Here is a 16,106-nt window from a genome sequence, read left to right on the forward strand (position 1 = left end):
TGCTAATGCGGTATACAATTACCATGATGCTATGTTAAAATATATCAATCATATTAAAATCGCACAGGAGGAAAGTATTATGAAAAAGAAGATTATTGCGGCATTTTCTGCCATGGTGATGGCGTTATCGCTGATGGGCTGCGGCAGTGCAGGAGCAGCTAAGACAGATGTTGAGTATATCAAGGACAAGGGAACACTTCTTGTTGGTATCACTGATTTCGCACCTATGGATTACAAGGATGACTCCGGCAACTGGATCGGTTTTGACGCCGATCTTGCCAAAAAGGTTGGAGAGTCCCTTGGAGTTAAGGTTGAATTCGTAGAGATAGACTGGGACAACAAGGTTCTTGAGCTTAACAACAAATCAATCGACGTTGTATGGAATGGAATGACTCTTACATCCGAAGTTACGAGCGCTATGGAGTGCTCCAAGCCTTATCTTAACAATGCACAGGTAGTAGTTGTTCCTTCATCTGTTGCAGCTACAGTAACAACCGTTGACGAAGCCAAGGCTCTTAGCTTTGCTGTTGAGACAGGTTCTGCAGGCGAGCAGGCTGCCAAGGATAGCGACTTTAACTATATCGGTGTAACATCTCAGGCTGACGCAGTTATGGAGGTTCAGGCAGGAACTTCAGGAGCCTGCATCATCGACCTTCTTATGGCAGGAGCCATGATCGGTGAGGGAACCAGCTATCCCGACCTTACACACACAGTTGAGCTTACCACTGAGGAGTACGGCATCGGCTGCAGAAAAGGCTCTGACCTTGCAGCATATATCAACGATCAGCTCAAGGCTTTTTACGACGACGGAAGTCTCATGCAGATTGCTCAGCAGTATGGCGTCCAGGACGCAGTAATTTCCCAGTAAAAGAGGCTTATTTATGTTTTGGACCGTAACCTTATCACTACTTGAGGGCTTCCTCTCCACAATTAAATTATTTGCGCTGACACTTTTGTTCTCACTTCCTTTGGGGCTTCTTATCTGTTTTGGCTCCATGGGAAGGCTGCGCATTTTAAGAGCAGTTCTTCGTTTTATCATATGGATTATCAGAGGTACGCCGCTGATGTTACAGCTCCTTGTTATCTACTATGGCCCGGGTATCTTTTTTGGCATCAATGTCTGGGGAACCTCTGGGCAGGGAAGATTCATGGCGGCGCTGATCGCTTTTGTCATCAATTATGCTTGTTATTTCAGTGAGATATACAGAGGCGGCGTGCAGTCCATTCCCGTGGGCCAGTACGAAGCTGCACAGGTTCTTGGAATGACCAGATGGCAGACCTTCAAGAAGGTAATCCTTCTCCAGCTCATCAAGCGCATCGTTCCGCCAATTTCCAATGAAGTCATCACTTTGGTCAAGGATACCTCCCTTGCCAGAGTTATCGCAGTATACGAGATCATCTGGAACGGTCAGGCCTTTATCAAAAGTAGCGGAATCATCTGGCCGCTTTTTTACACAGGCGCGTTCTACCTGATCTTCAGCGGACTGCTTACACTGCTATTTAGATATATAGAGGACAAATTGTCATATTTCAGATAAAAAAGGAAGTTTTATGCCAATACTTGAAGTTAACAACCTGAAAAAGAAATTCGAAAATACTGAGATCCTCAAGGGAATATCCTTCAGCATGGAGGAGGGGCAGACCATTTCTGTGATCGGCTCCTCGGGAAGCGGTAAGACCACTATGCTAAGATGCCTTAACCTGCTGGAGTTTGCTGATGAGGGCACCATTACCGTCAATGGAGAGAAGCTGTTTGACGCATCGGAGAAGCTGGGAAACCCTGATGAACTCAGGGAGAAGCGCCTCCATTTTGGAATGGTATTCCAGCAGTTCAATCTTTTCCCGCAGTACACAGCTCTTGAGAACGTAACTCTTGCGCCAAGCCTTAGGGGCGATGGCAGGAGCAGCGAAGAGATCCTTAATATGGGCAAGGAGCTCCTTGACCAGATGGGGCTCTCAGACAGAATGAACAACTATCCCCATCAGCTCTCCGGCGGTCAGCAGCAGCGTGTTGCGATTGCGAGAGCACTGGCTCTTAAGCCTGATATTCTCTGCTTCGACGAGCCCACCTCGGCTCTGGATCCGGAGCTCACCGGCGAAGTTCTTCGCGTTATCAGGGAACTTGCCAACAAGCATATGACCATGATCATTGTAACCCATGAGATGGCCTTCGCCAGGGATGTAGCTGACGAAGTTATTTTTATGGACTCCGGAATTATTCTTGAGAAAGGCCCTGCGGCGGACGTCATCAATAATCCTGCCAAGGAACGCACAAGGCAGTTCCTGTCTTCTTTGAGTTCTCACTAAAGAAATAAAATCATAATTAAAATCATCTAAAACAAAAATAAATTTCAATATGATGATTCATATGATTTTCTCCTTGCTATTATGTCAAAGTCGCCAAAGGATAGGTGACTGATATGAATAAGTTAATAATAGGGAGAGAGAGTATGAAAAACACAATTGACAAGCAGATAATCAAAGCGCTGACTATCGGTATCAGTGCCAGCATGAGCCTTCAGTCTATGACTGTTCAGGCAGCTGACATCGATATCCCTTCAGACCCTTCAGCACAGACACCGGGTGCTGTACAGGAGAATGGCGATGCTAATGCGTCATCTTCTAAGGGGATGAACAGCGCTGTTTCTGATGCTATAGACGAGGCAAAAGAGGCTGTCAGCGGTGCCATGGATGATGCTGCTCCGGCTGCATCTACAGATCCCGCTGAGCCTGAACAGCCCGCAGATCCTGCTGAGCCTGCAGACCCTTCAGAGCCTTCGCAGCCCGCAGATCCCGCTGAGCCTTCGCAGCCTGCAGATCCTACAGAACCTGCCACAGATGCTCCTGCTGAGTCAGTTGAAAAGAGTGAAATAGATAAGAATCTTGAGAGTGCGAAAAAGGCTATCGACAACATCGACAAAGATGTAGATAACCTTGATTGCCTCAACAATGCAGCTGCCGGAGCAGTATCAGATTACAGAGAGACTGTAAGCGACGAAGCTGTTAAGATGGCTGAGAATTATTCTCAGGCAGCAGTAAGAGAAGCAGAAGAAGCTGCTAAGGCAGCAGATAATGCCAAGCTTGATGCTGAGCAGACTGCCGAGAACAGCACAGCTGTCAAGGACGCAGCAGACAAGGTATACAATTCCAAGAAGGCCGCTGAGAAGGCCAAGGAAGATGCCCAGTCTCTTGTGGATGATGCCAATAAGGCAGCAGAGGATGCCAGAAACAGGGCAGAGGCAGCAAACACAGCAGTTCAGAATGCTAAGGCTGATGCCGATGCAGCAGGCAAAGAAGTAGAGGATGCCAAGAAAGCTTATGACAAGGCAGAGGCTGCAGTTACCGCTGCAGAGAGCGCTCTTTTGGAGATCCTCAGAAAGAATGGCATCACAGATCCTGATGGAAACTACAGCGGTGATGTTAAGGAAGCCATCGACAACGCCAAGGCAGCAGTTGACGGCGCTAAGAAGGCACTTGATATTGCTGATACTAACCTTTCTCAGGCTACCAAGAACAAAGAGGATGCTGATAAGGAAGTTTCTGCAAAGGAGACAGCTCTTACAGATGCAACAGATGCAGCACAGAAGGCTGCAGATAATCTTGAGGAGAAGCAGAATAACTCTCAGAAAATTCAGGATAACATCGATAAGTACACTCAGGATATTGAGGATGCTAACTCTGAGATAGAGGAATGCAGTCAGAACCTTGAGACTGCCAAGGCTGAGGACAAGGCAGCCAAGGAAGCGCTTGAGGATGCCAAAGAGACCAAGGAAAGTGCAGAAAAAGCTGTAGAGAGCGCAGAGGCAGCACTTGAGAAGGCTCAGGAAAAATATGATAAAGCTTATGAAGAAAAGAGAAAGCAGGAGGAGAGGAAAGCTAAGAATCGAATAGCGCGTGAAGCAGCAGAGCTTGACAAGACAGCAAAAGAGAAAGATAAAAAAGCTGCTGAGGATGCTTACCAGGAAGCATTGAAAAAAGTAGAGGCTGCGCAGAAGGCTCTTGAAGATGCACAGAAGGCTAAGGATGAGGCTGACGGTAAGCTTGATGCTGCCAATAAGGCCAAGGAGCAGGCTGTAGACGATGAGAAGACTGCAGCAGAAGCAGCTCAGAAGACAGAGCAGGCCAAGGAAGACGCAGAGTCCAAACTTAAGACTGCTAAGAGTGAAAAAGAGGCTGCTGAGAAAGCTCTCGAAGAAGTAATCGGCGAAGTGGCTGATGAGAAAGAGGCTGCTGAAGTAATCAAGAAAGCTCAGGAGACCCTTGAAGATGCACAAGCCAATATTGCAAAGGCTGATCAGGAAAAGGCTGCTGCTGAGGCTGCTAAGAAAGCTGCCGACGATATCGCAGAGACCGAAAAGGGTAATATGGATCAGGCAGACAAGGATATTGCGACTGCTAATAACGAGAAGACTGAGCTTGAAGGACAGAAGACTAAGGCTGAGGAGGATAAGGCTCAGGCAGAGGAAGATATTGAGACTGCAAAGTCAGATATTAAGACGGCTGAGGACAACATAAAAGATATCGAGGATGCCATCGATGTTGTTGATGGTTGGATGAAGAATCTGGAGAAGAATAGTAAGACCAGAGGAAAGCTTGGCGATAATGAGAAAATTGCGAAAGATCTGATTAAGCTTCTTGTATACCAGAAGCATCCCGAATATGATCCCAAAGATATAAGCGTTGATGGATTAGTTGAGGTACCATTTGCTGACTGGGATAGTAACTACATGATAGTAAGATATGAAGGCAAGGAAATTGGAAGATACAATTTTGAATGTCTTAATGATCGTAATGAACATCAGATTGCTCCTCGTTATCTACTAAATAATAACAGAATTACAAAGATCAGAATTATCGATAAGCGTGACACTGAAAATCCGATTATTGAAGCTGATTGTAGAGACTGTGAGAGCAAAATAAAGGATGCAAAATCCGCAGAGAAATCTACCCAGGAAACGGCTAAGCAGACAGCTGAGACAACCAAAGGACAGCTCGAGACAAAGGTAACCGAACTTGGCACCACAATCTCCAATCTCACTACCAAAGTTGGTGAAAAGGAAACTGAGATAACAAATGCCAAGGAAAGAAAAGGAAAGAGCGAAGAGGCATACAATAAGGCTATATCCGATTCTGAAGCTGCAGCCGGCAAAGCTGAAAAAGCTCAGGAGAAGATAGATAGTGAGCAGGAAAGAATCGATGCTGCCAAGCCTATTGTAGATAACGCCAATGCTTCACAGGAGAAGACAGCTGCCTATGAAGGCGCTCAGCAAACTGCAGAGCAGGCAGCAGATGCCGCAAGACAGGCCGCTTCAAACAAGGAAGAGGCAGAAAACAAAGTTAAACAGGCAACTTCAGATGTAACGAAAGCTGAAGGAGTAGTTGCAGATAAGCAGTCTGACCTTGAAGACGCTCAGGAAGCATATGATCAGGCATTTTCCAAAGCAGAGGAGCTTCGTAAGAAGATGGAGGATGCTCAGGCTGCTTATAAAGAAGCAGAGGAGGCATTCAATAAGGCCAAAGAAGTCGAGGATAAGGAAAAAGCTAGCTGGCGTATCGGAGCCAACTTCAATGAAGCTAACAGAAATCTAAAATCCGCTAAAGATGCTAAGGAAAAGGCTGATAAGGCTCTTGAAGAAGCAACCAATGCATATAATGAAGCAAGTGGAACAGCTAATGAGAAGAGTGAAGCTCTGACTAAGGCAGAAGAGGCAGCAAACACAGCCAATCAGAAGCTTGCAGATGCAAAGCAGAATCTTGCTGACGAAGAAGAGAAAGCCAAGACAGCCGCTGATGAGCTGACACAGGCAGATAAGGACAATGTAGATGCGCAGAAGGCCCTTGAGGATGCAAAGAAAGATCTTGCCAGCGCTAAGGACAATCAGAAGACCGCAGAATCAGAGCTGACAAATGCTACTAAAGCCAGAGAGGCAGCTAAGCAGAAACTCGATTCTGTATCAGAGGCAGAGAAGAAAGTTGAGGAGATGGCTGCAAAGCTTAATGAACTCAAAGCTGCAGCAGGCGCCAGCAAGGAAGACATCAAGAAGCTCGAGGCAGAGTACGAGAAGGCTCTCGCAGCATACGAGGATGCCAAGAAGGCAGCTGCCGAAGCTAATACAGAAGCAGATAAAGCTACCGATTATGCTAAGGAAGCAGAGGACGCTTTTTACGATGAGAACAGCTTCAGAGTTAAGAAGCCCACACCTACTGAGGACGAGACTCCAGGCAACGGCGGGGATAACGGCTCTGACAACGGAAATAACGACGATTCCGACAACGGAAACGGCTCAGGTAACACAGGCAAGAAGCCTGAGGAGAAGCTGATCCCTGTATCAGACAGAGATGTTAACCCTTCAGATCTTCCCGAGGTTCTCGGTGCCAAGAGACCTGTCGCTACCAAGAACAATGCGCCTTCCAAGGAAGAGCCTGCAGAGAAAGTAGCAGTAACCACAGCTGAATACAACATGGGTGAAATCGCAGAGACCATCAATGTTCCCGGCGAAAAGAACGCAGAGACCAAGGACGATTCCGCCAAGGTAGTTGTTTCCAACGAGGCAGAGTCAGCAACAATCTCAGCTGACAAGCTCATTCCTCCTGTACCTACAAGGAAGGGCTTCCCATGGCCATGGCTCCTTCTCGGTGCCGGCGTAGCAGGCATCACCACAGAGGAAGTCATTAGAAGAAAGAACAAAAAAGATAAAAAGAATAAATAATCAATTGGTGCCTGTCACTTCACTTTGATGAAGTGACAGGCACTTTCGTTTAGTAAAGTGACAGGCACTTTCGCTGACTAAAGCAATGGCTTTCACAATAGGGTTATGTTCGGTATAATGTAAGTAACATCAATACTTTTTGGGGAGAAATATATGAATGCCAAAATAATTCTGGAATTTCTGGAGAGTTCCAATGATATAGCTGTGGCCATCAGACTCATCATTGCCACCTTATTCGGAAGCCTTATAGGCTGGGAAAGAGTTGTAAAAAGACATAATGCCGGAATCAAGACCTTTGCCCTGGTGAGCCTTGGGTCTGCGGTTGCCACGTCGCTTAATATTTATCTTGCGATGTTACCGGGGCTCAGCGCTGATGTAAGCCGTATTCCTGCGGGAGTTGTGAGCGGCATCGGTTTCCTTGGCGCGGGTACCATTCTGGTAACAGGAAGGCAGCAGATCAAGGGCCTTACCACCGCGGCGTCCCTGTGGGTAACCTCCTGCATGGGAATGGCCATCGGAGGCGGGTATCTGATCATCGGTATTGTCTGCTTCCTTCTTGTAATGATTGCCAACCTTGTTCTTGTGAGACTTAGCAAAAGAGTTGAGAATTCCAGCAAATACATCAGTGTTTACATTGAGGTCAATAAGAGCGGCGGAGTAAAGAAGCTCTCCAAGTGGATTGCAGAGCAGAACTATACCATCGCCAGCATGACCAAGAGCAAAGAAAAAACGCTACAATCCAGCGATGTAGCGCTTATGCTTGATGTGGATTTTGATACCATGAGATCCCACCCGGAATTTCTTCACAACCTGAACCAATTAGAATTTGTTAACTATGTAGAGGAAATTTAAATATCCAGCACAATCGTCACCGGCCCATCGTTCACCGACTCAACCTTCATATCGGCGCCGAATACTCCGGTGCCAACCCGGAAGCCTCTGTCGCGGCACTCTTTTACCACCAGCTCGTACAGAGGCTCTGATATTTCCGGCCTTGCCGCGTCGGTAAAGCCCGGCCTTCTTGAACTGCAGTCCGCATAGAGCGTGAACTGGCTCACGATAAGGAGCTCAGCCCCTGCATCTTTGGGATTTATGTTCATCTTACCGTTTTCATCTTCAAATATTCTGAGACCGCAGATCTTGTCTGCGATTTTTTTTGCCTGTGCTTCGGTGTCGTTTACGTGAACACCAAGGAGCACCAGGAATCCCTTGCCGATTTCGGATACTTTTTTGCCATCTATTGTTACGGATGCGGATAATACGCGGGTTAATACTGCTCTCATTTAGTCCTCCCTGTAATCATCGTCATAATCTGCATATGCATCATCTGATTCATCAAAGTCGTAATCGTAGTCTTCGCTGCGCCTGTCTTCATATTGAACCTTGCGGCGATCTCTGGCGCTTTTATCATTTCGACGTTTCCTCGAAGCTTTTATGCTTTTTTCCTCCTTGGGAAGTTTCACAATCAGCTCAAGGATATGGCTGTGCTTTACAATAAATACCGCCAGCAGCAGGAACAGATGCGTATAGAAGATGCCAACAATATAATAATTTCTCTCCAATAAATATCCGGCCTTGAATCCGAAGAAACATAGCAGCCCCGACAGCGCCATGCCCAGCACCAGAAGCGGCAGCTTAAAGAACATGTTTTTCAAAGCTCCGATAAAATCCCTGAAGGAAGCATCGAAGTAAACAAAACGTCCCACCATCAGTCCCAGATAATACATCATAACCGGGCTGTACTCGCTCTCATCGCCGATGACGTTCAGAGTCAGCAGAATGATGATGACGTAGAACATAGCCAGCATGCGGACTGTGGCCTTATCCTCACGGGGAATCTTTTTGAGCGGAATAATGAGTTTGTCCAGGATTGTATTAAGAACGCAGGAAGTACAGATCAGGATCAGCAGTACAAAGTCCTTCCAGTTGTCCATAAGATTAATGAAATCCTTGAAATAGTCGTAGCTGTAACCCGAAGTGTGGGCCAGAGTGTACACGTGATTGATGATGACATAGGCACAGGCAAAAGACATAACCGACGTGGCCGAGATTATCATCTCATAGAACAGTTCGATGTAATTGTGAAAAAGAGTATTTTCCCCTATCCTTTGGTTTTTCTTCTCTGAAGCAGCCATTTTTGCCCATAAAAAGATCAGAAGTGTGCACAGGGCAAGACCTCCCAGGGCGGTCAGCAAAAACAGGCCCTTCTTAACCCAGGTAAAATCGGGATTCATATAAGCATCTACAGACATTTTCCCCTCCAAACAGTGATTTTTTCATACTTTTTTTATAAATGCCCTCAAAAAGTATAGCACAATCCTTGATTTGCGATAAATCCGCACCTTGGGAATTTTATAAAATGTTTATGTTTGGGGTACTTTATAGCCTTTATAATTAAATAAGACAGCGCAGTTAAACGTTAAAGGAAGGGGAGACATATGAGAACGAGACTGGGTTTGATATTGAGCACGACAATGATCATTGGTTTGCTGACAGCCTGCGGATCTGCGGTTGAAGGCGATGCTTCGGTTCTGGGCGTAAGCAGAATGCCTCTCGAAGAGCTTGAACCTGCTGCGGAAGCTGTACAGGAGCTTGATGAGTTCGCGGAAGAGGACGATTTTGGATACGGTCCTTCGGATTTCGTTCAGGAGCAGTCGGGTAAGACAGAGTTTGACAGCTTTGACGATGTGATTGCCAATCTTATGCAGGGACAGGGTTATGCCTATGTTCAGCTTCAGGGGGAAGACGATCAGCTTCTGGCTGTGACGGATCTTGTTTTTCTTGCTGATGACAGTGCCAGTGAGGCCTGCATTTACGGCATCAGGGATGGCAAGGCGGTAAATATAGGAAATGTATTCGGCAACGGTTCGGCATTTCCGCTTCGTTACAAGGATGGCATCATCTACGGCGGCGACAATCACAGATATGAGACTTATTTTGTCTCCGAGGACTGGCAGAGCCTTATGATGAAGGATTACATATCCGACGGAGTGGTTGAGGGAAGCGGCCAGTTTGTGGGCTTTACCAGACAGACCAGCAATTATGAGGATACCGTGGACTTTGAAGGAAGCGAGGAAGAGTTTAATGCTCTTATGGCAGATAGAGAGGAAGTTCCGCTTCTTAAGTTCACAATGATAGAGTAAAAAATATGATTATACAGGTGATCCGGTTTGACGACCGGGTCACTTTTTTGTTGCACAAAACTACAAAAAATGATAATTAAAAAATCATTAATATCATAGATTTATCACCTCAAAACCTATAAAATAAAAAGATGCAGTGGAAACGAAAATGATTTTTTAATATAAAAAGGGAGTTCACAACCATTATGAAAGAAACTGATTTGAAGGCATTATTAAATGATATGTCCATGGAGGAGAAGATCATGCAGCTGGTGCAGCTTCCGGGCTGGGTTTTCCAGGACGATGCAGCAATCACCGGACTTGCCGATGCCACAGGCTCCGAGAGAGTCAAGGTGCTGGCAGGCAGCACGCTGGGACTGTGGGGCGCAGACAAGATCAAAGCTCTTCAGGATGCATACATGAAGAACCATCCCCATCACATTCCCATGCTGTTCATGCTGGATGTTATCCACGGACACAAGACTGTTATGCCCGCTCCTATAGCTCAGGGCGCAACCTTTGATCCCGAGACGGTTAAAAAAGGTGCTGAAGTCCAGGCCAGGGAAGCATCTGCAGACGGTGTTCACGTTACTTTTTCGCCCATGGCAGACCTTGTAAGAGACGCCAGATGGGGTCGTGTTCTTGAGTCCACAGGCGAGGACAAGTACCTCAATAGCCGTTTGGTTGCAGCGATGGTTGAAGGCTATCAGGGCGAAGATCCCAAGGATCCCGATCATGTAGCAGCCTGTGTTAAGCACTTTGCAGCTTATGGCGGAGCAGAGGCAGGCCGTGATTATACCAATGTTGAGCTCTCCGAGCACACCTTGAGAGAGCAGTATCTGCCTGCATATAGAGCAGGTATCGATGCAGGTGCCAAGCTCGTCATGACCTCTTTTAACACCCTGAACGGACTTCCTTCCTCAGCCAACAAGTGGCTTATGAGAGATATTTTGAGAGACGATATGAAGTTTGAAGGCGTTCTTATTTCTGACTGGGCAGCCATTGCAGAGATTAAGAACTGGGGCCTTACAGAGGATCTCAAGGAGGCTTCAAGACTTGCAATGGAGGCAGGCGTTGACATCGACATGTGCACCGACTGCTACCAGAACAATCTTGAGGAGCTGGTAAAAGAGGGTAAGCTTAAGGCAGAACTTCTTGACGAAGCAGTAATGAGAGTCCTCAAGCTCAAGAATGATCTGGGACTTTTCGAGGATCCTTATCACGGAGCCGGTGCGGATAAATTTGAAAAAGTTGCTCTTTGTCAGGAACACAGAGATATAGCAAGAGACGCAGCAAGGAAGTCCTTCGTTCTTTTGGAGAACAAGGATAAGGCGCTTCCTCTTACAGCAAAGAAGCTTGCTTTCATCGGACCATATGTAACCTGCAACCAGCTTCACAGCACCTGGGCTATCTCCTGTGATCAGGATCATGCCATCAGCCTTCAGGAAGCTGCAACCGATTTTTACAAAGGGAGCGATACGGAGTGCAGATTTGCAGTTGGCTGCGAGATGGTTGATGACGGAACCGAGCTCTCAAGGGAGGTCTACAAGTCAGAGCTTACAGATGCAGACAGAGAGAAAATGCTGAAGGAAGCCCTGGAAGCCGCAGAGTGGGCAGATGAGGTTATTCTTTGCATTGGCGAGGATATCTGTCAGTCCGGCGAGTCCACCAGCCGCGTCAGCATCACTGTTCCAAGACCTCAGCTGGCTCTTTTTGACGAGGTGGTAAAAAAGGCTAAGAAGACGGTTACTCTTATTTTCAACGGAAGACCTGTTGAACTGGATGCAATCTCCAAGGCTACCGATGCGCTTATGGTCTGCTGGAGACCCGGAACCGAGGGCGCCCGCGCCATTATGGATGTTATCAGCGGCAAGGTATCCCCTCAGGGCAAGCTCCCCATGAGCTTCCCTTACACAGCGGCTCAGGCTCCCGTTCACTATGACAGCTACAACACAGGAAGGCCCAAGCCAAAGGATGCACCTTCACTGTTTACTTCAAGATTCCTGGATTGCCCCAATGAGCCAAGATACAGCTTTGGATATGGTCTTACTTATTCCAAGGTTGTTGTCTCCGATGTCACACTTTCAGCGGATACGCTTAAGAAGGATGATACCAAGGGCATTAAGGCCAAGGTTACGGTTATGAATGTGGGCGAGATGTCTGTAAATGAGACTCTGCAGCTCTACATTAGAGACCTGGCCGGCAGCCGCGTTCGTCCGGTAAAAGAGCTCAAAGGCTTCAAGAAGGTGGGCGTTAACCCCGGAGAGAGCAAGGATGTGTACTTTACGATCACCGAGGATATGCTCCGCTTCTGGACAATTAATAACCGCTTCGAGAGCGAACCCGGCAGATTCCGGGTATTTGTTGGAACCTGCTCCTGCACAGAGAATAGTGCGGAGTTCGTGCTGGAGTGATGCTATAGGGGCCAGTCCCCATTAACAAACTGTCATCTGTTCACAATTTGTTGATGGGGACTGGCCCCTTTATCGCGGTGGGGACGGGCACTTGTGGTATAATGTTACATAGTAAAAGTTGGGGAGGGGCTATGATCACTACTAATCTGTTCAATTCTTCGGATGCCAAGAAAATCACCCTAAACAAAGGAATATTTACCGTAGTTGAGTACGAAAGGGACCTCTCCGTTGATCCTGAAATGGCGGAGATGGCTTATTTTGCTGCAATGATGGATGTCAGAAAGAGACAGCTCATTGCCAAGATAGAACCGGGCCTTGGCGCCATTACCCAGAAGGGGATCATGCAGCTGATGCTTGGCGACCTTCAGGCAAGGACTGATATCTCCGGTCTTGGCAACCTTATGAAAAAATACATCGGAAGCAAGGTAACAGGCGAATCCGCCATCAAACCGCTCTACACCGGAGAGGGTACGCTGGTGTTAGAGCCTACCTTCAAATACATCATTCTTGAGGACCTTGATGAATGGGAGGGCAAGCTCACCATCGAGGATGGCATGTTTCTTGCCTGCGAGGATAGCGTTCAGATGAAGGTCGTGGCCAGAACCACGGTATCCTCTGCAGTTCTCGGCGGGGAAGGTCTTTTTAACACCAGCATCTACGGCACCGGTGTTGTAGCCCTTGAGAGCCCCGTGCCCAGGAGCGAGCTGATAGAAGTCAATCTAGATAATGATGTTCTCAAGATAGATGGCAATATGGCCATCGCCTGGTCGACAGATCTGAAATTCACAGTTGAAAGGACTACGCCTACTCTTGTTGGTTCAATGGCTGCAGGTGAAGGTCTTGTGAATGTATACAGGGGCACCGGAAGGGTGCTTATTGCTCCGGTCCAGAATAACAGAGGCATAGCAAATCCTAAGGATAAGAAATGATGGAGTTAGTCAAGGGGACGGATGCGAGTCAACGGGGACGGTTCTTTGTGACTCGCTTCGTGAGTCACAAAGAACCGTCCCCGTTGACTCACAACCGTCCCTACCAGGCACTACTTGGCTAAATGAAAAGAATAGGAGGCAAGAAACAGTATGGGAGTATTAGAAGTTATAAGAAATATGGGATTAGGTGAGAAGGTGATTGATCTAATTATTCTTGGATTTGGTCTGTTTGTTCTTATCAAACTGATATTGATAAATAAAAAGATGAAGGAAATAAAGGAAGAATCTGACTCTGCATACAATACTACAAGCAGTAAGGCATTAAGGAATGCCAGAGGAAATCTTGAAAAAAATACTAAAGAAGAGTTCAACAGGCAAGCCCACGAGCCTATTCGTAAAAGGTTTAATGCTGCCAACATCAAGTACATCAAGTATGTCAGCCTTATTTCTGTCCTTCCGCTTATGGGACTCCTTGGTACAGTATGGGGCCTTATGCCGGGACTTATGCAGGTTCAGAACGGTGATTTTGATGCTTTGTACGGATCTCTTTCAACAGCACTAAGTTCTACACTTGTAGGCCTGGTGTGGGCTATCATTTTAAAGATCTATGCCGCAGCCAGACCTGACCAGGTGGTTAACGGTATCGAGACTGATTTTGACGAGATCGACAGACTATATGAGATGCAGTAAATAAATCTTCGAATAATAATTTTTTTACGGTAAAAAAAATGAGACGAAACAGAAAAATCAAAAAAGGGTTGGACATTGATCTCACCCCATTACTGGACGTTATTTTCATAGTGCTGATGGTGGTTATGTGCAGACTCTCCCTAGTCACCAATGAGGAGCGGGAGAAGACTGTTGAGGCGGAGAATGCCGCTGAGGAAGCCCTGGCTAATTACGAAGTGGCCACCACCCAGCTTGAAAACTACGAGAACGAGAATCAGCTGGTGGCTTTCATAACCCTGAACGCCATGTATGAAAAAAATGACCCCAGGACCAGACACATAAGGCTCGCCTACAACGACGAGACCCTCATTGAGGACATTGTGATAACTCCCGAGACCCAGGAACAGGCCTATGGGCAGTTCGTGGAGGAGATTACTTCTTTTGTTCAGTCAAAAGAGGGCTCTCCCGTGCTTCTTAGCATCGATGACAGCCGCATTTTGTACAGGGATTATCTTCGCCTGGAACAGGAGATCGAATCCCTTAGGGCAACCTATAACAATCTGTTTCTGATAAGGCAGGAGTGAATATGAAACTTGTAATATTGGGGCTCGTCCTGCTGGCATTGTGCTGGCTGTTGTGGCAGCTTTTGTTCAAAAAGGATAGCTCTTTCAGGAAAAATGTGACGGTTAAGACTTTCAGGATAGTTGTGCTGGGGGTCATCGCGGTTATTGTTTTGTTTGCTTTCCTGACAAGGCAGCAGCTGGCGATAATGATCAATTCCAGTGCGCAGATGCCTTTTTTGAAGGAAGCTAAATACGATGAGCAGGAGATGAAAGTACCTGAGGAAGGGGAGGAAGCCTTTGAGGAAGCCCTGGTGATAGAGATCTCCACCACAGAGATAATCATGGATGGGATCACCTACGACAGCTTCGAGGAGGCTCAGAACCCCATCAGAGAGAAGGCCTGGAATTACAAGCGGGCCCAGCTGATAGACAACTACGCAGCCGCCGAAACTTATCTGGAGGTGAAGAGTCTTCTTGTGAGCTACGGTATTGAAGAAGGAAACATTCAGGAGAATCAGAATTTTTAATGAATCTTAAGGATAAAAAGAGATTAGGAAGAATATTGATAATCATGCTGATCACTGTGCAGCCGCTTCTTATAGGTGCCAAGTTTTTTGACCTGAAGCTAAGAAATGTGAACAGGCCCCTTGTGGATATGACCAAGCTTGTGAACGGCAACAGTATTACAGCCCAGGCGCAGGAGCTAAGTGAGTCCAAAGATGATAAGAGTAAGCCGCCCCAGAAGACCGCTGATGATAAGACAAATCCGGCTAAAGACGACAGTGCAAGGGCAGATGCTGAAGATAAGACGACTAATGTTGGCATAAAGGTTTCCGGTGAGAACATCTATGTGAACAGCAGACTTGTGACTCTTGATGGTTTTGAGAAGGCTTTTGAAGGAGTCTACAAAAAGGGAGCTGGCGTGACGCTGACAGATGACTATGCTGACTACAAGGTTATGATGAGGGTTACGGAATACCTGGATGGCAAGGGCATTTTTTACAGCATCAAGGAGACGAGATGAGAATGAAGATCAGTGGAAAAAGAATAATGGGAATACTGCTGTTACTGTGTCTCACCATCCCTCTGGTTGGAGCCGGCAGTGCTAAGGGTAGCGTTAAGCTTGACCTTGATGAATATCACAAAAGCGGCAATGCAGCAGTGTCCGCCACCGGTACAGCAAAGAGCATGCACGATGGCAAAATCACCTATGTCATTCCCGATTCAATGGAAAAAATTGATGCTAAGGATATTTTTAACGAACATATATATAACGAGGGCGATGGAGAGCTGTACCTTGTAAATGACGCAATCTTCGGCATCTTCTACTTTGACAGCGATTACTTCGTTGAGGAATTCGATGAAAAGGACGAGACCCGTGCTATCGAGCGCGCCATCATCTCCAACATCTGCCCTGACGAAGAGAAGAACCTTCGCTGGAACAGCCTGACCCTCAAGCACTACACCTATCCCACCAGCCAGAGCACCTCTCGCTCAGGACTTAAGTTTGATCACTATGTCGGCAAATATCAGAACTTCCGCACCGAATTTGCCTTTACTCCCGCCGGCAACGGCCTCTGCGTCATCCTCTTCATCTACAACCACGACGCCACCTCCGCCACGCCTCCCATCTCCGTAATTGAAAGCATTAAAATTGGGGTCTGACCCCAATTTTTTTTGCGGCAGGCCCCAAACCCAG

General features: G+C 46.8%; 15 protein-coding genes. 13 read left to right on the plus strand and 2 right to left on the minus strand.

Going from position 1 to position 16,106, the window contains the following annotated elements; all coding sequences use genetic code 11:
* Positions 1–79 precede the first annotated feature (79 nt).
* The 5 genes from NXH67_RS08355 (at position 80) to NXH67_RS08375 (ending at position 7,562) form a co-directional block, all read left to right on the plus strand.
* Entirely contained in the window at positions 80–868 is a 789-nt protein-coding gene (locus NXH67_RS08355) for a transporter substrate-binding domain-containing protein (protein WP_022777513.1), read from the plus strand.
* Between the two features lie 13 nt (positions 869–881).
* Positions 882–1,538 (plus strand): amino acid ABC transporter permease, encoded by a 657-nt coding sequence (locus NXH67_RS08360; protein WP_022777514.1) that lies wholly within the window; start codon positions 882–884, stop codon positions 1,536–1,538.
* A 13-nt stretch (positions 1,539–1,551) separates the two neighbouring features.
* Complete coding sequence (locus NXH67_RS08365; protein WP_022777515.1) at positions 1,552–2,307, plus strand: amino acid ABC transporter ATP-binding protein; 756 nt, start codon at positions 1,552–1,554, stop codon at positions 2,305–2,307.
* A 143-nt stretch (positions 2,308–2,450) separates the two neighbouring features.
* Positions 2,451–6,710, plus strand: coding sequence for a hypothetical protein (locus tag NXH67_RS08370; RefSeq protein WP_272797082.1), 4,260 nt, complete (start codon positions 2,451–2,453; stop codon positions 6,708–6,710).
* 153 nt (positions 6,711–6,863) lie between these two features.
* The gene (locus tag NXH67_RS08375; RefSeq protein ID WP_022777517.1) at positions 6,864–7,562 is read left to right on the plus strand and encodes an MgtC/SapB family protein; all 699 of its coding nucleotides are present in this window, start codon (positions 6,864–6,866) and stop codon (positions 7,560–7,562) included.
* Here NXH67_RS08375 and dtd read toward each other — a convergent pair.
* Both dtd and NXH67_RS08385 read right to left on the minus strand, forming a co-directional pair.
* On the minus strand, positions 7,559–7,993 hold the full coding sequence (gene dtd, locus NXH67_RS08380; RefSeq protein ID WP_272797083.1) for a D-aminoacyl-tRNA deacylase: 435 nt from the start codon (positions 7,991–7,993) through the stop codon (positions 7,559–7,561). The two genes, NXH67_RS08375 and dtd, sit on opposite strands and share 4 nt — an antisense overlap.
* On the minus strand, positions 7,994–8,962 hold the full coding sequence (locus tag NXH67_RS08385; protein ID WP_272797084.1) for a hypothetical protein: 969 nt from the start codon (positions 8,960–8,962) through the stop codon (positions 7,994–7,996).
* 186 nt (positions 8,963–9,148) lie between these two features.
* On the opposite strand from NXH67_RS08385, the gene NXH67_RS08390 reads away from it, so the two are divergent.
* The 8 genes from NXH67_RS08390 to NXH67_RS08425 all read left to right on the plus strand — a co-directional run bounded on the left by NXH67_RS08390 (position 9,149) and on the right by NXH67_RS08425 (position 16,072).
* Positions 9,149–9,853 carry a hypothetical protein gene (locus NXH67_RS08390; protein ID WP_272797085.1) on the plus strand — a complete coding sequence of 235 codons (705 nt, stop codon included), beginning with the start codon at positions 9,149–9,151 and terminating at the stop codon, positions 9,851–9,853.
* 185 nt (positions 9,854–10,038) lie between these two features.
* On the plus strand, positions 10,039–12,246 hold the full coding sequence (locus NXH67_RS08395; RefSeq protein ID WP_272797086.1) for a glycoside hydrolase family 3 N-terminal domain-containing protein: 2,208 nt from the start codon (positions 10,039–10,041) through the stop codon (positions 12,244–12,246).
* A 131-nt stretch (positions 12,247–12,377) separates the two neighbouring features.
* On the plus strand, positions 12,378–13,175 hold the full coding sequence (locus tag NXH67_RS08400) for an AIM24 family protein (RefSeq protein WP_272797087.1): 798 nt from the start codon (positions 12,378–12,380) through the stop codon (positions 13,173–13,175).
* Positions 13,176–13,325: 150 nt separating this feature from the next.
* Positions 13,326–13,865, plus strand: a complete 540-nt coding sequence (locus NXH67_RS08405) for a MotA/TolQ/ExbB proton channel family protein (protein WP_272797088.1) — start codon at positions 13,326–13,328, stop codon at positions 13,863–13,865.
* Between the two features lie 38 nt (positions 13,866–13,903).
* Positions 13,904–14,428, plus strand: a complete 525-nt coding sequence (locus NXH67_RS08410; RefSeq protein WP_272797089.1) for a hypothetical protein — start codon at positions 13,904–13,906, stop codon at positions 14,426–14,428.
* 2 nt (positions 14,429–14,430) lie between these two features.
* The gene (locus NXH67_RS08415) at positions 14,431–14,934 is read left to right on the plus strand and encodes a hypothetical protein (RefSeq protein WP_272797090.1); all 504 of its coding nucleotides are present in this window, start codon (positions 14,431–14,433) and stop codon (positions 14,932–14,934) included.
* Entirely contained in the window at positions 14,934–15,431 is a 498-nt protein-coding gene (locus NXH67_RS08420) for a hypothetical protein (protein ID WP_272797091.1), read from the plus strand. The genes NXH67_RS08415 and NXH67_RS08420 overlap by 1 nt, the downstream gene beginning before the upstream one ends.
* A gap of 2 nt (positions 15,432–15,433) precedes the next feature.
* A complete protein-coding gene (locus NXH67_RS08425) occupies positions 15,434–16,072 on the plus strand; it encodes a hypothetical protein (RefSeq protein WP_272797092.1) in 639 nt (212 codons plus the stop codon).
* Positions 16,073–16,106 lie beyond the last annotated feature (34 nt).

This window comes from Butyrivibrio sp. DSM 10294 (assembly GCF_028539135.1).
Taxonomy (GTDB): domain Bacteria; phylum Bacillota; class Clostridia; order Lachnospirales; family Lachnospiraceae; genus Butyrivibrio.